The 22,250-nt window shown below is 37.5% G+C and carries 17 protein-coding genes and 1 tRNA gene; 16 read left to right on the top strand and 2 right to left on the bottom strand.

Annotated elements, in window-relative coordinates:
• Window positions 1–168 precede the first annotated feature (168 nt).
• Together H5163_RS17755 and nagP are read left to right on the top strand one after the other, a co-directional pair.
• A complete protein-coding gene (locus H5163_RS17755; protein WP_182735664.1) occupies window positions 169–2,817 on the top strand; it encodes a family 20 glycosylhydrolase in 2,649 nt (882 codons plus the stop codon).
• Window positions 2,818–3,074: 257 nt separating this feature from the next.
• Window positions 3,075–4,370, top strand: a complete 1,296-nt coding sequence (nagP, locus tag H5163_RS17750) for an N-acetylglucosamine MFS transporter NagP (protein WP_182735663.1) — start codon at window positions 3,075–3,077, stop codon at window positions 4,368–4,370.
• A gap of 489 nt (window positions 4,371–4,859) precedes the next feature.
• Here nagP and H5163_RS17745 read toward each other — a convergent pair whose 3' ends face one another.
• Both H5163_RS17745 and H5163_RS17740 read right to left on the bottom strand, forming a co-directional pair.
• Window positions 4,860–5,327, bottom strand: a complete 468-nt coding sequence (locus H5163_RS17745; protein ID WP_182735662.1) for an REP-associated tyrosine transposase — start codon at window positions 5,325–5,327, stop codon at window positions 4,860–4,862.
• A 529-nt stretch (window positions 5,328–5,856) separates the two neighbouring features.
• Window positions 5,857–5,932 (bottom strand) — tRNA-His (locus tag H5163_RS17740).
• 282 nt (window positions 5,933–6,214) lie between these two features.
• Here H5163_RS17740 and H5163_RS17735 point away from each other — a divergent pair.
• The 14 genes from H5163_RS17735 to H5163_RS17670 all read left to right on the top strand — a co-directional run bounded on the left by H5163_RS17735 (window position 6,215) and on the right by H5163_RS17670 (window position 22,246).
• The gene (locus H5163_RS17735) at window positions 6,215–7,033 is read left to right on the top strand and encodes a mechanosensitive ion channel family protein (RefSeq protein WP_182735661.1); all 819 of its coding nucleotides are present in this window, start codon (window positions 6,215–6,217) and stop codon (window positions 7,031–7,033) included.
• A gap of 32 nt (window positions 7,034–7,065) precedes the next feature.
• Window positions 7,066–7,842 (top strand): YdiY family protein, encoded by a 777-nt coding sequence (locus tag H5163_RS17730; RefSeq protein ID WP_182735660.1) that lies wholly within the window; start codon window positions 7,066–7,068, stop codon window positions 7,840–7,842.
• A 121-nt stretch (window positions 7,843–7,963) separates the two neighbouring features.
• Window positions 7,964–10,639 carry an SLBB domain-containing protein gene (locus tag H5163_RS17725; RefSeq protein WP_182735659.1) on the top strand — a complete coding sequence of 892 codons (2,676 nt, stop codon included), beginning with the start codon at window positions 7,964–7,966 and terminating at the stop codon, window positions 10,637–10,639.
• A gap of 55 nt (window positions 10,640–10,694) precedes the next feature.
• Window positions 10,695–11,612, top strand: a complete 918-nt coding sequence (locus tag H5163_RS17720) for a Wzz/FepE/Etk N-terminal domain-containing protein (RefSeq protein ID WP_182735658.1) — start codon at window positions 10,695–10,697, stop codon at window positions 11,610–11,612.
• Window positions 11,613–12,674 carry a UDP-N-acetylglucosamine--undecaprenyl-phosphate N-acetylglucosaminephosphotransferase gene (wecA, locus tag H5163_RS17715; protein WP_182735657.1) on the top strand — a complete coding sequence of 354 codons (1,062 nt, stop codon included), beginning with the start codon at window positions 11,613–11,615 and terminating at the stop codon, window positions 12,672–12,674.
• On the top strand, window positions 12,671–13,666 hold the full coding sequence (locus tag H5163_RS17710; protein WP_182735656.1) for a RimK family alpha-L-glutamate ligase: 996 nt from the start codon (window positions 12,671–12,673) through the stop codon (window positions 13,664–13,666). Before wecA ends, H5163_RS17710 begins: the two co-directional genes overlap by 4 nt.
• Window positions 13,666–14,772: an alanine dehydrogenase gene (locus H5163_RS17705; protein ID WP_182735655.1), complete on the top strand. Its 1,107-nt coding sequence runs from the start codon at window positions 13,666–13,668 to the stop codon at window positions 14,770–14,772. Before H5163_RS17710 ends, H5163_RS17705 begins: the two co-directional genes overlap by 1 nt.
• Window positions 14,762–15,988, top strand: coding sequence for an oligosaccharide flippase family protein (locus H5163_RS17700; RefSeq protein ID WP_182735654.1), 1,227 nt, complete (start codon window positions 14,762–14,764; stop codon window positions 15,986–15,988). The genes H5163_RS17705 and H5163_RS17700 overlap by 11 nt, the downstream gene beginning before the upstream one ends.
• The gene (locus H5163_RS17695) at window positions 15,981–17,231 is read left to right on the top strand and encodes an O-antigen ligase family protein (RefSeq protein ID WP_182735653.1); all 1,251 of its coding nucleotides are present in this window, start codon (window positions 15,981–15,983) and stop codon (window positions 17,229–17,231) included. The genes H5163_RS17700 and H5163_RS17695 overlap by 8 nt, the downstream gene beginning before the upstream one ends.
• Window positions 17,218–18,411: a glycosyltransferase gene (locus tag H5163_RS17690; protein WP_182735652.1), complete on the top strand. Its 1,194-nt coding sequence runs from the start codon at window positions 17,218–17,220 to the stop codon at window positions 18,409–18,411. The genes H5163_RS17695 and H5163_RS17690 overlap by 14 nt, the downstream gene beginning before the upstream one ends.
• A complete protein-coding gene (locus H5163_RS17685; RefSeq protein WP_182735651.1) occupies window positions 18,387–19,139 on the top strand; it encodes a WecB/TagA/CpsF family glycosyltransferase in 753 nt (250 codons plus the stop codon). The genes H5163_RS17690 and H5163_RS17685 overlap by 25 nt, the downstream gene beginning before the upstream one ends.
• Before the next feature lie 136 nt (window positions 19,140–19,275).
• Entirely contained in the window at window positions 19,276–19,764 is a 489-nt protein-coding gene (rfaH, locus tag H5163_RS17680) for a transcription/translation regulatory transformer protein RfaH (protein WP_182735650.1), read from the top strand.
• Window positions 19,765–20,684: 920 nt separating this feature from the next.
• A complete protein-coding gene (locus H5163_RS17675; protein WP_182732670.1) occupies window positions 20,685–21,803 on the top strand; it encodes a polysaccharide export protein in 1,119 nt (372 codons plus the stop codon).
• 8 nt (window positions 21,804–21,811) lie between these two features.
• Window positions 21,812–22,246, top strand: coding sequence for a low molecular weight protein-tyrosine-phosphatase (locus H5163_RS17670; protein ID WP_182735649.1), 435 nt, complete (start codon window positions 21,812–21,814; stop codon window positions 22,244–22,246).
• Window positions 22,247–22,250: the final 4 nt, after the last annotated feature.

The following is a 22,250-nucleotide window of genomic DNA, read 5'->3' as shown; positions in this document are numbered from 1 at the left end:
ACCGCTTACCGCTTACCGCTTACCGCTTACCGCTTATTCCCTATTTTTTCAATTAATGATAGCGCTGTCATTTTATCTTTTATATGATGGTGGTGAATAAATAATAATAAATAACAGATTACGTGGGGGGAAATGCGTAGTCTTAGGGTATACAACGAGGAGAGAGCAATGGATTTTAAAAAGCGAACTTTAGCGAGTTTGATCGCGATAATGCCATTAATGGCACAGGCGCAGTTTTCGCAAACTGATGTGAATAACTTTGCCAAAGAGACCACTCTGACATTTGCTGTGGTTGATAACTTTCATAATAAAGACGCTGGTTTTTTAGGAACTATTACACTAAACAACCAATCTGATGTTGCACTTCCTGCAGGTGAAAGTGACTGGCAGTTGTATATTCACTCAGTTCGTAAGATCAGTACTGAGCTAGTTGCGGGTTTAAATATTGAACACGTAAATGGTGATTTACATCGCATTACCCCAACTAAAAACTTTACAGGGTTAGCTTCAGGTAAAAGCTTAGTACTTGAGTTTGACGCTCAAGTTTGGGTGGTTGCTTATTCTGATTTTATGCCACGTGCTTTTTTTGTATCTGGTGATAATAAACCGGCTATTTTTGCAAATACTGACAGCGAAGATATGACCCAGTTTGTTGCACCGTTCGAGCGTGAAAATCAACTGCGTCGTTATAACGAGCCAAAAGATTTAACGGTATTAGTCACCCCACAAGTGCGTTTTGAGCGTAATCAACAAACGACAAGTCAAGTATCGCAACAAGACGCATTAAAGCGGATCATTCCAAAGCCACAAAAAGTAGAGTTTAATCGCGGTAATGCAACACTTGATAGCAGCTGGCAGATCACTTTCCAAGGTCAGTTAAAGAACGAAGTCATGGTGTTTATGCAAGATTTGCAAGATGACTATGGCCTGACCTTAAAAGCACAGCCAGATCACATCAAACTAGCAAAAGAAAAACTGATCAGTTTAAAAGTAAATCCACAGTTGGCCGGTGGTAAATCAGAAAGTTACACTCTTGAAATAGATGACGATCGTATTGAAATTGTTGGGAGTGATAATGCCGGTGTCTTCTATGCCATGCAGAGCTTACTTAATCTACTCCCGGCAAATAGCCAAGGTACTGTAGACATTCCACAACTTGAGATTGAAGACAGCCCTCGTTATACCTGGCGTGGTATGCACTATGATAATGGCCGCAATTACCACGGCAAAGACGCTATGTTCAAATTGGTTGAGCAAATGGCGCGTTATAAAATGAATAAACTACATTGGCACTTTTCAGAAGATGAAGGTTGGCGCTTAGAAATTCCAGGATTACCAGAGCTAACTGATATTGGTGGTTATCGCTGTTTTGACCTTGAAGAAAAAGAATGTCTGTTAACACAGCTAGGAACCGGGCCATTTAAATCGGGCTCAGGTAATGGTTACTTAACCCGTAGCGAGTTTATTGAATTACTAACATTTGCTAAAGACCGCCATATTCAAATCATTCCTGAAATTGAAGGGCCGGGGCATGCTCGAGCATCAATCAAAGCAATGGAAGCGCGTTATCATAAGCTTGCTGATGAAGCTCAAAAAACAGCTAAAAATAACCTTATTAATAAAAAGAATGCAGGAAAAGAAACGCAGCAAGTCGATATTAGTGCAGCGACACAATATTTATTGAGCGATCCAAAAGACACCTCGGTATATATGACGGTGCAAAACTACAAAGATAACTCGATGAACGTATGCATGGATTCAACCTATGCTTTTTTAGATAAGGTTACCTACGAATTACAACAAATGTACCGCGAAGCCGGTGTGCAATTGACTAACTTACACTTTGGTGGCGATGAAGTGGGTGCCGGTTCATGGGTTGGCTCGCCAATATGCCAAGCAATGTTTGCCGACCCCAATAATGGGGTTGCCGGTGCCGCAGATCTAAAACCTTACTTTACACAACGTGTGGCCAAGTTACTTGAAAAGCGCGGTATTTCGCCAGGTGCATGGGAAGATGGTTTAATGTATGACCGCACTAACCCGTTTAAGCGCGATGAATTTCCAAATAAAACCTTTACAGCAAACGTCTGGGACAATATTTGGGAGTGGGGTGTTGCAGACAGAGCTTACCGCCTTGCCAATGCAGGTTATCAAGTTATATTATCGCATGGTACACACTTATACTTTGACCATCCTTATGAAGCTCACCCAGAAGAACGTGGGTATTATTGGGCAACTCGCTATACCGATACTAAAAAAGCATTTAATTATATGCCAGACGATGTGTATGCCAATGCCGATTACACCCGAACACGGGAGCCGATAGATAACCTTGAAGCTTTAGTTGGTCGTCCACTACCAAAATTAGAAAAGCCAGAAAACATCTTAGGTATGCAAGGACAAGTTTGGTCTGAAACTATTCGAACCGAAGATCAAGTATTGGCAATGATATTCCCGCGAATTCTGTCTGTTGCTGAGCGTGCATGGCATAAAGCACCATGGGAGGGCGAGCAGGTTGATCGTAAAAGCCAAGAAAAAGACTGGGCACAATTTTCTGCTGCAGTTGGTTTGAAAGAGCTTACAAAGTTGGCAAATGCAGGTGTAACTTTGAATTTACCTGTACCTGGAGGTGTGATCAACAATGGTAAGCTTGAGATTAATACGCCATTTGCATATTTAAATACCGAGTATAGTTTAGATAATGGCGCGAGTTGGCAGCAATATACAGCTCCGATCAGTGTTTCTGAACAGCAGTCTGTGGCATTACGTAGTAGCTTAAATAGTAAACTGAAGAGCAGAATTACTCATATAAATTAATATATTAGTAACTAATTACGTTTTGAAAGGGCCATAAAGGCCCTTTTTTGTGCCGTTGTAAAATAAATTGTTACTAGTAATATGGCTGTAATTAACGTAAAGTTTTATGGCAGCGCTGTCATTTTTGTTTCGACATTGTCATTTAAATGTCGCCAAAGTGTTATAAAGTACAGCAACGCTAATCGTCGATTTAAGTTTTTTTTGAACTTAATTGCAATAAATAATTACAACGATAGCTCGCAACAAGAAGAAGTTTTATGGAAGCCACTGTGTCAAAAATAAACAAACAAAGTAACTTTATACCCATGGCCATTGTTGCCACTTTATTCTTCATCCTAGGTTTTGCAACCTGGTTGAACGGTTCACTAATGCCATACTTAAAACAAGTATTACAGCTTAGTCCATTTCAAGCGTCACTGATTTTATTCTCGTTTTATATAGCTGTTACTTTTACTGCAGTGCCATCGGCAATGATCATTCGTAAAGTTGGTTATAAAAATGGTATGGCACTCGGTATGGCAACCATGATGGTGGCAGGTTTGTTATTTATTCCAGCTGCAAAAACTCAAGTGTTTGCTTTGTTTTTGTTTGCGCAGTTGGTTATGGGGGCTGGTCAAACCTTGTTGCAAACAGCAGTAAATCCGTATGTTGTTAGGATTGGGCCTGAAGAGTCAGCTGCTGCACGTGTTAGTATCATGGGGATATTAAATAAAGGCGCAGGCGTGATTGCGCCAATCGTTTTTACAGCATTAATTTTAAGTGATTTTACTGGCCTCGTTGGTAAAGATTTATCACAAGCTGAAATTGATTCAATGGCGAATAGTTTAATTTACCCTTATTTAGGGTTAGCGCTATTTATTGGTGCACTGGCATTTGCCGTGACAAAGATGCCATTACCAGAGCTTGTTGATGATGAGGAGCAAGGTGCTAAAGGGCAAGTAAAAGAGGCGCTTTCCCATCCAAGTCTTGCACTAGGGGTGCTTGCTTTGTTCGTTTATGTAGCCGTGGAGGTGATTGCAGGCGATACCATTGGTACTTTTGCGTTATCGCTAGGTGTTGAAAAATATAGTGTCATGACCTCTTATACGATGGCTTGTATGGTGCTGGGTTATATCTTAGGTATTGCACTTATACCACGTGTTATTTCGCAGCAAGCTGCATTGAGTTTGTCTGCTATTTTAGGCTGCGTACTAACCCTTGCCGTGGTATTTAGCGATACTAGTTCAGTGGTTGTCGCAACAGCGCTTGGTTTAGAGGTACAATTACCAGATACACTATTGATGATAGCTGTGTTAGGATTTGCGAATGCTATTGTATGGCCTGCGGTATGGCCGTTAGCGTTGTCTGGGTTAGGTAAATTAACCAGTGTTGGTTCTGGTCTGCTTGTAATGGGTATCGCCGGTGGTGCGTTTGGTCCACTATTTTGGGGTCTAGCAAGCGGTGGTGTGGATTCTGCCGAGGCTCAGCAGGGCGCTTATATCGTAATGTTACCTTGTTATTTATTCATCCTTTTCTATGCTGTTAAAGGGCACAAGATGAAAAGCTGGAAATAGATAACTTCGTAGGTGCTAGGAAAAGTTTGACAAGAATCGAGCTATTACAAACCTTGTAGCACCTAGAACCTTATTTTTGAAAAGAATTTCTATAATGTAGAAATAATCCCGTGTGTAATGCCACCGAAAGGTGGCATTTTTTTGTCTGCAAGAAAGCAGCTTGCGAGCTGGCGAGAGTAAAGTTCGCGAGGGTACGCTAATCGGCGCTAAAGCGCTCTCCTACGGGATAATGCATGTGTATGTTGCTTGTGGGAGCAGGCTTCAGCCGTGATTATGTTTAAACCTAGGTTATATGTAAAAGCTAATCGGCGCTAAAGCGCTCTCCTACGGGGGGATGTGTGTGTATGTTCCTTGTAGGAACAGGCTTCAGCCGTGATCGTGTTTAGACCTAGGTTATATGCAACAGCTGATCGGCGCTAAAGCGCTCTCCTACGAGGTCATGTGTGTATTGTATGTTGATTGTGGGAACAGGCTTCAGCCGTGATTGTGTTAATCATGTTCAGAGGGGTTTAAATAAATACAATCCCAATGGGGATAACTTCCAAGGTTGTCAACAATACCGGCTCTCATTGGGTTGGCAGCTATGTATCTTGCTTGATGTAATAAATGTTCTTCATCTCGAATTAATGAATCGTAGAAACCAGCTTGCCAAATTTGCTCATTTTTAGCTTTGTGCATGAGAAATGATGTACGCCCTTTTACTTTAGCCACCACCGAAGATAGCGAATCTTGTGTTTTCAGCTGCAATAACCAATGCATATGATCAGGCATTATTACAAAGCAAATTGTTTTAGTTAAGCCATTTAAATCAGATTGTTTTAGTGAGCGTATTAGAATTCGCGCATTACAAAAATCCTCAAATAATTTAACTCGTTGATGTGTACATGTGGTCACAGAATAATAATGGTTAATAATAGAGTGACGATGTTGACGTAGCTGCTGTGACCGAAGTTTCATTTTAATCCTTTAAATATAAAACGGTTTAATGAAGTATAGATTAAATTATGCAATCGGCGCTAAAGCACTCTCCTACGAGTAATGCATGTGTATTGTATGTTGCTTGTAGGAACCGGCTTCAGCCGTGATTGTGTTTAGGCTTAGGTTATACGCAACAGCTAATCGGCGCTAAAGCGCTCTCCTACGGGGGGATGTGTGTGTATGTTTCTTGTAGGAACAGGCTTCAGCCGTGATTATGCTTAGGCTTAGGTTATATGCAAAAGCTGATCGGCGCTAAAGCGCTCTCCTACGAGGTCATGTGTGTATTGTATGTTGCTTGTAGGAATAGGCTTCAGCCGTGATTGTGTTTAGGCTTAGGTTATATACAACAGCTAATCGGCGCTAAAGCGCTCTCCTACGGGATAATGCATGTGTATATTTCTTGTAGGAACCGGCTTCAGCCATTATTTTTGGCTTATGCTTAATATTAATTAATCAATAGGATGAAATTTTAAGACGTATTTGATATTGAAATTAAGAAGGGAAAAGATGGGGCGATTGACGGGGCTTGAACCCGCGACAACCGGAATCACAATCCGGGGCTCTACCAACTGAGCTACAACCGCCACAACACACCTTGTTTGGTGTGGCGCGGATAATACATAAAATAATAAATCTTGTGAAGGGTTAAGAGCAAAAAAAATGAAAAAAATTTAGAATTGAATATTTTTGTTCATAAAATGGCCTTGTGATGAGTTTTTAAATCACTTTTTTATCTGATAGGGCTAAATAAAATTAATCCTAAAGAATTTCTTTTAAAGATAAATAGATTAATTAATGAAATAATAAATTGAAATCAGATATAATTTAACCAGCAAATTGCTTAATACTGAATATCAGGAGTGATAATGGATACAATACTTAACTGGATAAACGAAAACTCAGGTTTGATTTTGCATTATGGCATTCAAGCTGTAATCGCATTGGTGATCTTTCTATTGGGTGGTCGTGTTGCAAAATTTTGCTCTAACCTAACTGAAAAAGCATTCGACAAAAAGAAAGTAGACAAGGCTGTAGGTTCTTTCGTATCAAGCATTGTTTATGCCATCGTATTTATGGCGACAATCTTAATGGCGTTGTCACAAATTGGCATAGAGACCACTTCATTTATAGCTATTTTAGGTGCTGCAGGCTTAGCTGTTGGCTTAGCACTTCAAGGTTCACTATCTAACTTCGCATCTGGCGTACTTATTATTTTACTTCGCCCATTTAAATCAGGTGACTATGTTGAAGCTGGCGGTAAAGCTGGAACAGTTAAAAAAATCGAGATCTTCTCTACAGAATTTCGTACTCCAGATAACAAAGTAATCATCATGCCTAACTCGGCAATTATGTCTAGCCCAATTGTTAACTTCTCTCGTGAGAGTACTCGTCGTATCGATTTAGTCATTGGTGTAGGCTACGATGCTGATTTACGTAAAGCAAAACAAGTACTTAAATCAGTGTTAGATAAAGAGTCTCGTATTTTAAAAGATCCAGCATACACAGTCGCAGTATCTGAGCTTGCAGATTCGAGTGTAAACTTTGTTGTGCGCCCATGGGTTAACTCTGGCGATTACTGGCCAACATATTTCGATTTGATGGAAAATATCAAAATCTCATTAGATGAAGCTGATATTACTATTCCATTTCCGCAAATGGATGTTCACTTTCACAAGCAAGATTAATCAACCAAACAAGTAGCAAAGGTTATTTTTTAATGAAATTAAAGCTTTTATCAATTTTAGTTGCAGCATCTGCTGCAACTAACGCATTCGCTGAAGATACTAAAACATGGGAAGTTACCAGTGAGCTAGGTGCAATTATTACCAGCGGTAATACAGAAACAACCACACTTAAAGGCGGCATCAAGGCGTTACATAACTTAGAAAGCTGGAACAACGAGTATAAAATTAACGGTCTTTATAAAGAAGACGACGTTGAGAATGATGCTGGTATAAAAGAAACGCAACGTACTAACGAAAAATACTCGTTATCAGTACAAGGTAACTATAAGTTAAATGAAGAGCATGCGCATTTATATGTTTATGGTTCACACGTTTCTGATTACTTTGGTGCTTATCGCAGCGAGTCGGTTATTTCAGCGGGTTATGGTCAACGTTTATTAGACCGCTCTGACATGTGGTTAAATGCTGAAATTGGTCCTGGTTATAAGTACTTTCAATACCCTGATACAAGCAGTGAAGTTGATGAAAATGGTAACTCTTTAGCGGGTGAGCGTGAAGGTGAGGTTATCGCTCTAGGTAAGCTTGATTATAATTGGCAAATTTCTGATAACGCAAAGCTTACTCAGTTAGTTTCAGTCGAATACGGTGATACCAACACTAAAACACGCTCAGAAACAGCGCTTTTAGCTAAAATTAACGGTTCATTACAAATGAAGGTTGCTTATAACATTACTAACAACTCAGTTGTTGCTGACGACAAAGAAAGCACAGACACAGAAACGTCGCTGACACTGGTTTACAGTTTTTAACAATTTAGCCTCGTTTAGTGACATTTAACTGTAATAAAGGGACGTAAGTCCCTTTTTTATTTGTTTGTAAATAATGTAGAATAGCCAATCTTTTGGCCGTTGTTCTAGGAAAAACCTACTTGTGATGCTTTTTAAACGATTTTTAATATTTTTTTTACTGCTAACGACTGCGTCTGCATTTGCTTTCACTCCTACTGCATCGCAAATTGAACAATTTAAAAAGCTACCGAAAGCGCAGCAAGAAGCACTTGCTATGCAATATGGTGTTGATCTAACAAGTATCACTGGTAATCAATCATCACCTAGCGCAGCAGCAGAAGAACAACAAACTGTTTATCCGCGTCAAGAACAAGAAGAGCCTGTTTTAACAGACGAAGAACGCTTTGATCCACAAAGAGGTGAAATCAAGCCTTTTGGTTACGAGTTATTCTCTGGTGAGCCTACGACCTTCATGCCAAGTGAAAATGCGGCTGTACCAGAAACATATTTAATTGGCCGCGGTGATCAATTAAAAATTAACTTTTATGGTAAAGAAAGTGAAAGCTACGAAGTTGTAGTGGATCGTGAAGGCCGAATTAATATACCTAACTTAAGCCCTGTCACCGTTGCTGGGCTTACATTTGGTGAAATTAAAGAACTTATCAAAGCTAAAGTTGAACAAGAAATTATAGGCGTAAAAGCGTTTGTATCTTTAGGTCAATTGCGCAGTATGCGTATTTTAGTGTTAGGTGAAGCATATAAGCCGGGTAGTTATAGCGTATCGTCGTTGACCACAGTGTCGCATGCACTTTTTATTAGTGGTGGTGTATCAGACATTGCATCCTTACGTAATATTCAAGTAAAACGTGCTGGTAAAGTCATTGCAAACTTTGATCTGTATGAACTACTGATTAAAGGTGATAGTAGAAACGATATCACTTTAAAATCAGGCGATGTGGTTTTTGTTCCACCCGTAGGGGCCCAAGTTGCTGTTGAAGGGCTGGTTAAACGTCCTGCAATCTTTGAAATAAAAAATAATGAAACTGCCCAAGATATATTGAAAATGGCCGGTGGCTTAAAGCCAGAAGCGTATGCACAAAAAGCAATTATCGAGCGCTTTAATAATTACAATGCGAAAGAAATTTTATCAGTCGATTTTAGTGTTAACGATATCAACTATATTCCGCAAGATGGCGACAGAATTCGTTTTAATCCGGTAAGTTTACAGATTCAAAACTCAATTACCGTTATTGGTGCAGTAGCTCGCCCAGGAAGTTATCAATGGCATCAAGGTAAGCGTATTTCTGATGTATTTACGTCTGTTCGTGGTGATTTGTTACCACAAGCTGACCTTAGTTATGCTTTGTTAGTGCGTGAAATCAATATTGCAGGCGATATTGAGGTGTATCAATTTGATATTGCGCAAGCGATTGTAAAAGCAGCTGAACACGATTTAGAGTTGCAAGCAAATGACAAGTTATTAGTTTTTAGCCGCTTTGAAGCAAAAGAAGCTGAAGAGTTAGCGATAACAAATATGGCACTGACTGAAAAGCAGCAGCAACAACAAATCAAAGTTGAGCAGTGGCATAAATATCAAAAGAAAGAATTCGAAAAATACATAGGGGTTATTCAAAGTGAAGATCCTTTCAAAAAGCCTGATGACGGCGCCAATTTAACTATTGCTCAATTGGCCAAGCAAAGAAAAGCGGCTGAAGAGGCTGCTGAGCTTGCGCCTGAAGATTATTCAATCTTTAGTCGCTATAACATATTAAAACCAATTAAAGCTAAATTAAAACAGCAAGCTTCAGTAACTCAAGCCATGCAGTTAATTGAAATAAATGGTCACGTTGCTTACCCAGGTGTATACCCATTAACAGTAGGCGCTGAAGTTAACGAACTAATTATAGCCGCAGGTGGGTTACTTGAATCTGCTTATACAGAGCAAGCTGAAATTACTCGGTTATTAGCTGGTGATGCTTCTAAAGTCGAGCACATAAAGTTTAATTTACATAAAGCTATGCTAGGGGAACTTGGTGATAACCGAAAACTGCGAAGTAAAGATAGTTTAAATGTATTCTCAATCCCTAACTGGCAAGAAAATGTAAAAGTTGAGTTAAAAGGTGAAGTTAAATTCCCTGGAACTTATACAATTCGTCGTGGTGAAACATTGACTAACCTACTAGAGCGCGCAGGTGGGTTCTCAGAGTTTGCTGAAGAAAAGGCTGCGATTTTCACACGCGAGTCGATTCGTAAACAAGAGCAGCAGCAATTAACTAAGTTATCAGAAGAGTTACGTCGTGATCTTGCACAAAAAAGCTTTGAGAAAGGCGCCAGAACGTTATCGTACGATGAGATGAACAAGTTACTTATCGACTTAGCAGATATAGAAGCGGTAGGGCGACTCGTTATTGATCTTCCTTTAATCGTTGAAGATAAACAAAAGCTGGTTCTGCAAGACGGCGATACTTTATATGTGCCAAGTAAGCGTGACTCTATCAGTGTAATAGGCGAAGTAAACTATGCCACATCTCACTTATTTAAACCGGGTATTTCATATAATGATTACATCGCCCTTAGTGGTGGTTTAAAAGAGCGCGCTGATGATGAGCGTATCTATATTATCAAAGCCAACGGCTCAGTGAAAATTCCAAATTCAGGAAGTTGGTTTGCTGTCAATGATTCACAAATTCTAGAGGCTGGTGACACAATCGTAGTTCCACTCAATTCTGGTTATATGGATAACTTGACTCTGTGGAGTACAGCAACACAGATCATTTATCAGCTAGGTGTAGCAGTAGCTGCTATTAGTAGTATTTAAAAGCACAGCAGAAAGCTGTATTTCAGAATTTTATAGGGTTACGAGAAGCTTAATTATGAGTGTTGAACAACAAAATCCAGAGTTGTCATTTGGTGACTTAGTTAATCAGGTTTGGAAAAATAAGGGGTTAGTAATAGTTGTTTGTATTTTTACGACGCTAGCTGGATTATATGTAGCAATAAGTAAACCTGATGTTTATATGTCGGAGGTGCTTTTATCACCAAATAGTGATGACAAGTCATCTTCATTGGGGGGGTTAACATCTGAGTTGTCAGGTATATCTACATTAGTCGGTTTATCATTAGGTGGCAGTAAAGTTGATCAGACTCTACTTAATCTTGAGGTTCTTAAGAGTAGACATTTTCTAACAAACTTTATTGAAGAGAATGATTTAGCCGTCAAGATAATGGCAGTTACAAGCTGGGATATGCATAAAAAAACATTAAGCTATGATGAGAAATTATATAATCAAGACTCAGGGCAATGGGTTCGAGAAGTTAGCCCCCCAAGACAACCAAAGCCATCAGCACAAGAACTATATGAAGCTTTTACTGAAGATAATTTAGTCATCACAAGCAATACTGAAACAGGACTTTTAACTGTAGCTATAAAGCATTATTCCCCTTATATTGCGCAACAAATACTCACTGGATTAGTTGATGGGATAAATAAAGAGCTGAGGGAGAGAGCTTTAAAAGAGGCTGATTTAAGTATTCAATATTTAGAGTCAGCGATGAAAAATACTGATGTGTCGCAATCAATTCGTATTTTATATGAACTTATCGAAACTCAGCAGAATGAAAAAATGCTTGCGAGCGTTAAAGACGACTATGCATTTAAAATAATTGATCCAGCAATAGTACCAGAGAAGAAGTATGGGCCTAGCCGAGCATTGATTATCGTCCTAGCTATGATGTTGGGTTTATTTTTGTCTGTAACCATTATAACTATTAAGTTTTCAAGGTCGTTATAAATGCCAGTTAACTTTTTTTATTTTCTGTTCTGTGCTTACTTACTTACTTATTTACTTATATGGATAGCAAAGCCTATTGCATGTAAGTTTGGTCTAGTAGATCAACCCAATCACAGAAAGCTTCATGAAGGCTCTATTCCATTAGTAGGTGGTGTCTGTGTATTTTTTGGTATTAGTATTAGTACTTTTATGCTGTTGCCTTTAAGTATAGAAGTATTCAGTTATATTATATTGTCAGGCTTAATGGTACTCGTAGGTGTTATTGATGATTATAAAGATATATCAGTAAGACCAAGATTATTTGTACAAATAATAATTGCACTTGCTATGATTTTTATTGTTGATTATAAACTACTTTATTTAGGTAATATTTTTTCTAATGGTGAAATAGAACTGGGACAGTTCTCTATATTATTTACAGTTCTAGCTGTAGTCGGTTGTATTAATGCATTTAATATGGTCGATGGTATTGATGGTTTGGTTGGTCTATTGTCGTTGATTGCTTTTTCTGCGCTAGCTTTTTTACTATATCAGGCAAATATTCCATGGTATGCGTTATGTATTTTTTTTATAGGCGCGATAATTGCGTATCTTATGTTTAATTTGAATTGGCCTATAAAAAAATATAAAAAAATATTTATGGGTGATGCTGGTAGTATGCTAATTGGATTTTCTATTATATGGCTTTTATGCATAGGAACTCAATCTCATAAACCAGCCCTAAGCCCAGTCACTGCTTTATGGATAGTTGCCGTTCCACTGATCGATATGGCCGCAATTATGCTAAGAAGGATAAAAAAAGGCGATTCCCCTTTTAAACCTGATAGAGAGCATTTGCATCACATATTTATGCGTGCTGGAGCTACGCCAAAACAAACATTATTGATTATTAGTATGTTTTCATTATTAATGACTTGTTTGGGTATTTATTTAGAGCGAATAAACGACACCGTCAGTTTTATAGTTTTTATTATAATTTTTTTGATTTATAGCTATTTAATAAACCATGTTTGGAAAGTACTTATATATATTAGAAAGTTCAAAAGTAAGGTGTTGAAATGAAGTTTGCTATTTGCTCATATCTCCCTGATGCTCAGCAGTCTATTGCAAATGCGTGTGAAAAATATGGTATACAGTTCGAACACATAAACTTATTGTCTCAAGATTGGCTTAACAAGTTTCAAAAAGGTAACTATGACGGTGTTGTGATACGTCCTCCTTGTACATTTGAAGCACATAAACAAATGTATGATGAGCGTAGCTATGTGCTGAACAAGAAGCTGTCACTTCCCATTTACCCAAGCTATGAAGAGCTGTTTGTATACGAAAGTAAGCGCAATATGCATACGTGGGCGATGTTATATGATCTGCCACATCCAAAAACGAATGTATTCGCTACTAAAAAGGATGCATACGATTTTTTTCAACACTGCGAATACCCACTAGTAAGTAAAAGTAATGTTGGTGCAAGTGGTATCTCTGTTAAAATTATAAAAAATCAACAGAATGCAAAAAAATTAGCGAGAAAAATTTTTGGCGCAATAGACCCTGAACTTGCCCTAGGGTACTGTCCTATTGGTAAAAAGCATAATATACCCTACCCACGATTTGGAAGACGACAAAGTCATTACATGATTTGCCAGCAGTTCCTTGATATAAAATGGGAATGGCGAATTATCAAATTACACGATAGTTACTTTGGCCATAAAAAACTAATTGGGGAAAATAACATGGCAAGTGGTTCGATGTTAGTTGGTTGGGAAGATCCGCCAAAGCAGTTATTACATATGGTGAAGGACTTTTCTGATAGTGCTGAATTTACCACTGTTGCGCTAGATATCTTTGAAACTCAAGATGGGCATTATTATGTTAATGAAATTCAGCCAATTATTGGGGCAATAGCGCCATCACAGATGTACATTAATGACATACCTGGCCGCTATAAATTTATTAACGAAGAGTTTGTGTTTGAGCAAGGCGAGTTTTGTAAAAACCAGTGTTGGGATTTGCGTATTGAAGCATTTATTAGACAGCTAGAGTCAGGGGAGCAGTAATGTACATTGGAATATTTGGTACGTCGTTAAAAAAAAATGAAAAAAGAATACCAATCCACCCCGAACACTTTGATGATATAGATGATCATATACTGAAAAAACTCATTTTTGAAGAAGGTTATGCTCAAGAGTTTGGGTTTGATATAACCCAACATAAGGACAGAATAGCGGGAATATTATCGCGCTCAGAAATGTTTGAGCAGTGTGATATATTGATATTGCCAAAGTTTTCAGCGCAAGATAATAAAAACTTTAGGCAGGGGCAAACTATCTATGGGTGGCCGCACTGCGTTCAAGGAGATGAAATCACTCAAACAGCCATTGATAAAAAGCTAACTTTAATTGCTTTTGAGGCTATGTTTAGCGGAAAGCATCATATTTTTCATAAAAATAATGAAATAGCAGGCTTTGCATCATTAAACCATTGCTTGCAACTAAATGGAGTCACAGGGCTATACTCAAAGCCAATGAAAGCAGTTGTGTTAGGGTTTGGCTCGACTGGACGAGGTGCAGTTACAGCGTTACAGTCTCAGGGAATTAATACTATTGAAGTATATACTCAGAGACCATCTCATTTAATTCAAAACCAAATACCAGGTGTTATTTATTCGCAATATCGAGTTAAAAATAATCGCGCATATCACAACAGCAAAGAATTGTTACTCGAAAAATTAAAAGATGCCGATATTATTGTTAATTGTATTTTGCAAAACCCAAATAACCCAGTTGATTTTGTTTGCAACACTGAGGTTTTAGCATTAAAGAAGAATGCTATGCTTATTGATGTTTCTTGCGACACTGCGATGGGGTTTGAGTTTGCCATACCAACTTCTTTTGATGAGCCAGGCTTTAAAGTGCAAGAGCATATTTATTATTATGCCGTTGACCATACACCTACACTCTTTTGGAACAGTTCATCATATGAACTCAGCAAAGCTTTGTTACCTTTTATAACAAATATATGTGAAGCTGCCACTGCGTATAATAACGATGAAATACTTTCAAAGGCAGTAGAAATTGAACATGGTAAAGTTAAAAATTTGGCAATATTAGAATACCAAAACCGCCAAAGTAATTATCCGTACAGAAAAAATAATGAGTGCTAAAAAGCAGTTTTTCTCAAATTTAGCTGGAATAGGGATAATAGATGGATTAAATCTATTAATCCCATTATTAACTATACCTATCTTGTCTAGAGTACTCGGCCCTGAAGAGTATGGTGTGTATTTGCTGATTCTTACAATCGTAATGTTTGGCTATACATTTATTGACTATAGTAGTAATTATGTTGGTGTAAGGCAGCTTTCAAAAACAAACAATAAACTAGAGCATAGCGAAATTTTTATTAATCATTTTTGTTATCGTTTAGTTTTCACTTTTTCGTACATTTTTTTTACATTTATATTAGTCACTTTTTTATATGAATGGCAAGTAGTCATGTTAACACTATATGTCTGCATGCCTTTTTTGATCGGCTATGCATTAACTAATGCATGGTTTTATATTGGTACCGAAAAAATTTATTTGTTGGCATCTTTGACTGTTTTAGGGAAATTGGTGCATCTAGTTGTTATTTTACTCTATGTAAAAAAACCAGAAGATCTTACATTAGCACTGCACTCATTAAGTCTACCAACCCTAATTGTGGGTTGTATTTTATGTTATTTAATATATAGAAAATATTTTATTAGATTTTCAGGAATAAAACAGTTGTATAACCGCTCTTTGGCTGAATTAAAGCAGGGTGTAAATGTGTTTGTAGGTTTACTTGCACCAAACTTATATAATGCCATACCATTAATTGGCGTTGCTGCATTTTATAGTAAGTTAGATTATGCCTTGCTTGCATCTGCAGTAAAAGTCGCAGGAGTCATACTTATAGTACAAAATGTTATAGCAAAAGCTCTGTTTCCCATTTTGAGTAAGGGGGATAGCCGTAACTTAAATATAGTACTATTGATTAATTTGGTTGTTGCTATTGCGATGTTAATTGGGTTAATAATACTTGGTGAGTGGTTAATAACTAGTTTTTTAGGTGAGCAATATTTGGAGGCTTATACTTATTTAATTATTATGGCTATCAGTGCTATTTTTACTGGTGTAGCAAATACTTATGGGCAAGGTTATTTTTTAGCTAAGGGAAAAGATACGCAATACCGAAAAATTACTGTTTACAGTTCAATTGTCGCAGGGGGAGTGATGCTCGTCTGTATTTATTGGCAAGGCTTATTTGGATTTGTGCTTGGAATGTTAGTGGCTCGCTTAATTTTGGCTATTTGTTTATATATTGCTTACTACCGTGAAGGAAGTAAAGTTGCTTAATAACTTAGTCTTTCATAAATTCATTTGGTTAGTAGTTACTTTCTTTCCTTTACTGCCGAATTTTTTGGGTGCGCAAAACGCACAAAAAATAATGCATTTATGTATTATTTCTATACTTTTATTTATATTTGCTTGTCGTAAAATAAAGTTGCCTTCACAGTTTTTCTTTTTTGTAATCTTAGCTACTAGTTTATTATTTGTATACTATAGTAGCTTAACACTACTAAAAACAAGTTTTATAATAGCATCAGATTACCCTGATCTTATCAGGCAATTTGTTTATCTTGGCTATGTTTTATTTGCATTTGCAATGCCGCTTAGAAACAGTGAGCTTCAAGAGCTATTATGTTTTTTGAAAAAGTTACTGATTTTTCAGATTGTATTTTCTACTTTTGTTTATATACCGGCGCTTTGGCCATTGGTAGATATATTTAAAGGTAGGCCAAGTGATGATATGGCTTTACATTTTTACCGGTGGTCTGGTACTTACGGTTATCCATCCGATTTTTCATTTTTTATATCATTTTTTATTTTTTATTACTTTTCATTTTATGCCAGAAAAATAGTAATGAAAAAAAACGATATATTTATGGTATTACTCCTATTTTTTGCCCTTTTTATGTCATTTAGTCGAGGAGGGATTTTTTCTACTTTTGGAGTGTTAGGGATTTTATTTTGGTTTACAGGTGCAAAAAAGCGTAAAACATCCTATGTTCTTATCGCTAGCGCAGGTTTGACATTAATTTTTATTGTTCTGTTTTTTTCAGATAAATTTCAACAGGTTAATTATATAATTCAAATTTTTGGCTCTGACTCACAAAGTGTCGACGGATCTACTGGTCACCGACTTTATGAGTTAGGCTTAGCCGCTGAATACGCAGGTGAGCAAGTTCCATTTTCAGAAGGTGCCAATAGGGACGAATTAGCTGGTCGTATATCAATTATTGAGTCTTTTTATGGCTACCATCTCATTAAGTTTGGAGTGTTAGGATTGTTTTTTGCTTTATCAATTAAGTTAACATTGCTTACATTGTGTGTTTTTGTTTACAAAAGATATCTGAATAATATCCATATATCGTCTTTCGTGTTTGCACTGATAGGTCTGATTTTATCTGAGGTGTTATTTTTTGGTTTTTCATCGGCTATTACTGATCGCTTTAAAACGTTGCCCACTTTTTATTTAATGATCGGTTATATGAGCAGTCTTTACTTTAGGAAAACAGCAGCTAATGAAGAAAGATAAATTACTTTTTTTGATTGATAAAATGGAAAATGGTGGTGCTGAGCGACAGATGCTAAAAATAGCATCTTTATATCAGGGTGAATATGATATTGATGTTACCTCATTATATACAGCAACACCTAGTATGCTTGAGCAGGCCGAAAAACTAAACTTTGAATATGTAGTACTGCATGAGTTTAAACATAAAGGAGCGCTCGGCAAAATTTTTCAGTTGTTCGAGAGTTATAAAGCATTACAAAAGCTAATTATAAATACAGATTACTATGCTATTTTTTCATTTTTAGAGTGGAGTAATGTGTTAGCCGTTTTAGCGAGGAAAAAAAGTAGAAAAAACAGGATACGATTGTTTTTAAATGTACGAAACTATCTTTCAAACCAATATGCTTCAAAGGGACAATTTAAACTGCGTATTGCTAAATACATACTCCCATATTTTTATAATCGTGCAAATGGCGTTATTTGTAACTCCCATGCAATAAAGCAGGATTTGATAGCTAATTTTGGCGTGCATAAAAAGAATGTGCAGGTTATCTACAATAGCTTGGATTTAAAAAAAATTACCTTAGATTCTCAGAAAAGTATAGATTGTATTGATAATGACAGTGACCACTTAACATTTGTAGCTTGTGGGCGACTAGTAGAGCAGAAGCAGATGCACTCTCTATTGTTGTCATTTCACCAATATAACAAAGAAACCAATCGCAATGATAGGTTATTAATTTTGGGTGACGGAGAACATAAAACGCTATTAGAAAACAGTATCAACAAACAAACTATCAATGCGCAATTGATTGGTCACCAAGATAATGTTGCTGCTTGGTTTAAAAAAGCCGATTGCTTTTTATTAAATTCTTATTTTGAAGGGTTCCCCAATGTATTAGCTGAAGCTGTTGCACTAGGTACTTATGTAATAGCAGCTGACTGTCTTTCTGGGCCAAGAGAAATAATAACAAATTTTGAAATTATTGATTACAAAAAAACACTACCGAATGTGTATCAAACAGATTTAGGTGTGTTATATAAAAGCCAGTATAATGCTCATCAAGTTAACCCATATCTAGTTAGAGCGCTAAAAAGTAGCATTCAATACATAAATATACATTCTCGCAACAACACAAAAACACTGTTGCAAGATGAGAGTTTTGGAGTCTTGCCGTGGCGCAAAGTTTTAAGTGTATAAAGCTCGAAAATAAAATTTACAGTAAAGATGTTTTTATTCAGTTACTACAAGCAGAACAGAGCACAATTGTTGAGCAGAAAGAACAGAATAAATGTATCGCTATTAGCTTTGTTAACCCTTTTTCCTATAAGCTAATTTCTGAAAGCCCTACAATAATAGACGCAATTGATTATTGGTTTATTGATGGAAGTTTGCTTTGCACGTTAACAAACTTTACCAGAACAGAAAAAATAGAGCGGGCAAGTTTTGATTTTTCTTCAGTGGCGACTGATTATTTCAATTACGTAACATTGGATAAAACACCAGTCGCATTAATTGGAGCTGCGGTGGAGGAGATTGAAATTGCAGCGAAAAATTTGAAATTGATGTTTCCTAGCCTTAAATTATCTTATATACACCATGGTTATATTAAGATAGAGCAATATAAAGCTATTTGCGAGCAATTAGATGCTCAAGGTGTTGAACGTTTAGTGGTAGGGATGGGGACGCCAATGCAAGAGGAATTCACACTATTTGTAAAGCAGCATAGTAAAACAGTAAAACAAATAGTAACGTGTGGTGGATTTTTAAGCCAAACAGCTATTAAAGGTGATTATTACTACCCTTTAGTAAAAAAATTAGGCTTACGCTGGTTACAAAGAGCAATTATGCATAAACATGTTCGTGAGCGCTTAATTCATGATTACCCGAGATTTATAGTTAAATACTGTCTGTCCCACTTTAAATAGCAATGAACCCCATTAAACATGAAAAGTTTTAATGGGGTTTTTTATAGACACTACCCTAATTGAGCACGTATAATCCCATCGTCTGAAATAACAACAACAAGTTCTCAGGCAAAAAGTCAGCATTTTAGGGATTGATATGGATAGTTGGTACTTATTATTTTGTAAATCAAGGCAAGAAGCTCGTGCCCAAGTTAATTTACAAAACCAAGGGATTGAAGCTTTTTTTCCTCAGCTACAAAAACAACAGCTAATTAAAGGTCGTCGTACTTTTAAGCAATCTGCTGTGTTTCCTAATTATTTATTTGTTCGCTTAAATCCTCAAACCGGCAACTTTGCTGCGGTAAAAAACACCCGTGGTATAAGTGGTTTTGTGTCGTATGGTGCATCGTATCAATTAGTACCTGCACAACTTATCAAAGAATTAAAAAATTTCGAGCTAGCTCAAGATAGTAATAATTTACCGCAACCAGGTGATTTAGTGTGTCTAAATAATGGCTCGTTTAAAGACGTACAAGCAATATTTAAAGAGCCCGACGGCGATATGCGCAGTATATTGTTAGTCAACCTACTCAATAAACAAATAGAGATGAGCGTAGATAACTGCGACGTAAGAAAAGTAGGTTAAAAGTTAAAGGTTAAAGGCACTAGGGAAGTGACATTGACCTAATGAACACGCGTCAGCAAGCTTAACGCCTACGGTGTTAAATTACGTGTAGGCGAGTAGCTTGCTACCGCGAAAGGTCTTGTATTTTACAATTTGAATTAAACTGACCAGAACGTAGGAACTGTAACCTAGGGGCGGAAGCGTGTCCGAAGGACTAGACAAGCAAAAAGTTTTGCTTTCAAGCTGGAGCGAGAGGAGCTCTGCGACGAACTGGAACGTGAAGCGTGTCCGAAGGACTAGACAAGCAAAAGATTTTAAGTGATTTACGCACAAAGAGGACGCTGCGCTAAAGAGGAAGATATAAATAGGTATGTTTTCTAATTTACCCTCATTGCCTTCTCTTTGTGCAAAAAGTGGTTTTCGTAGGAGCGGGCTTTAGCCGCGAATGGTTTCTCAGTGCAGCAAAGCGACTCGGTGCCCTCGGTGGTAAAAATTGTTTTGTGCGTGGGTTTATCTCGAGCGAAAGATTTTAAGTGATTTATTCACAAAGGGGACAAGAGAGCGCTGCGCTTAAGAGGAAGATATAAATAGGTTATGTCTTCTCATTTACCCTCATTTACTTCTCTTTGTGCAAAAATGGTTTTGTAGGCGAGTGGCTTGCCACCGCGAATGTTTACTCAGTGCTCGGTGATAAAAATGGTTTTCGTAGGAGCCAGCTTTAGCCGCGAAAGGTTTGACCTTTCATCTTTAGCTTTAAAACGGATTAACCTAGAACCTAGAACACTAAATTAACAAAAAAGTTAACTGCTTGCACAGTAAACGTGCAACCAACCTTGCGAAGCAAAGGTAGCCATGCTTTAATTAGCCAGCAAAAAATAACAGCAATATATTTAAAAATAAGCTGAAAGTTTTAGAATTTAATATTATTTTGGGAATAAACAATGGCGCTAAGCTGTAAAACACTTGTAGCATCACTCACGTTGCTAACGATGACAGGTTGTACAATCATCCCCGGTAGCCATTTCGAAGGAATCGAATCGGGTGAACAAACAAAAAACCTTGAACAAGACCTTGAAAAAGTAAATATTCAAATTATTGACTCATCTTTAATTTATCAGCAGAACCAATCGCGTAAAAAAAATAAGCCACCTTCGAGCCTTGATGGTTTAAATGTTAGTGATTACGAATACATACTCGGTGTGGGTGATGTACTTACCATTGGTGTATGGGATCACCCAGAATTAACCATACCAGCAGCTGTACAACGTACCGCAGAGTTTGATGGTTTTCGCGTGCAAGCAGACGGTACCATTACCTACGCCTATGCACCCAATATTCAGGCAGCAGGTAAAACAGTACAACAAGTACACAGCGAATTGGTGAAGCGTTTAAGTCGAGTGATTGAAGACCCGCAAGTTGATATAAAAGTGGTTGGTTTTCGTAGCCAAAAAGCGTATGTAACTGGCGAAGTAAAGCAACCAGGTATATTACCTGTTACAGAAATTCCACTCACATTGATTGATGCCTTAAACCAAGCCGGTGGTTTAACTGAAGCTGCCGATTGGCGCACGGTTACCTTTACCCGCGGCGACAAAACTGAAGTTATTAAACTTGATGATTTTTATGCACATGGCGATATTTCGCAAAATCGCTTGTTACAACATGGCGATATAGTGCATGTAAACCGGAATGACTTACAGCGTGTTTTTGTGTTAGGTGATGTTAAAAAAGCAGGCTCTGTTGATGTTAATCGTTATGGTTTAAACCTTGCAGAGGCACTCAGTAATTCAGGTGGCTTAAACGAAAATACCGCTGATGCTAACGGCGTGTTTGTACTGCGTAAACGTAACCTTGAAACTGATGGTGTTATTGCCGATGTATACCAGTTGCATGCAAAAAATGTTGCAGCATTAGTTTTAGCTGAGCAATTTGAATTACAACCACACGATATTGTATATGTAACATCGGCACCTCTTGCTCGTTGGAACCGTGTAATAAGTTTATTATTACCGTCAATCGCAACAGTTGATTCAATTGATGGCTTAACAGCTACAAACTAAGGATAACGATGTTTGATTCTATATTAGTGGTGTGCGCTGGTAATATATGCCGCAGCCCAACTGCTGAATACGTATTACAGAGTAAGTTAGCCGGTAAAAATGTTAAAGTATCCTCTGCGGGTTTAACGGCTCTTGAAGGTAAAGCCGCTGATGCGACAGCAAAACAGATTGCATCAGCGAATGGTATAAATATGGATGCACACCAAGGTCGGCAGTTAACATCAAGCCTAGTTGCGCAAAATAGCGTTATTTTAGTGATGGAACAACGCCACTTAACTGACCTGTGTAGCCGCTACCCAGAAGCGCGCGGAAAAACCTTTTTACTCGGCAAATGGTTGGGCGATAAAGAAGTGCCCGATCCATATAGGCAGAGTCTTGAAGCGTTTCAACACGTTTATGCATTAATCGACAGCGCTTGTAGCGCTTGGCAAAAGTATTTATAAGGAT

The organism is Pseudoalteromonas sp. SG44-8 (assembly GCF_014164125.1).
Taxonomy (GTDB): Bacteria; Pseudomonadota; Gammaproteobacteria; order Enterobacterales; family Alteromonadaceae; genus Pseudoalteromonas; species Pseudoalteromonas rhizosphaerae.
The sequence above is the reverse complement of the archived record's forward strand: the minus strand, read 5'-3'. Positions and strand labels throughout refer to the sequence as shown.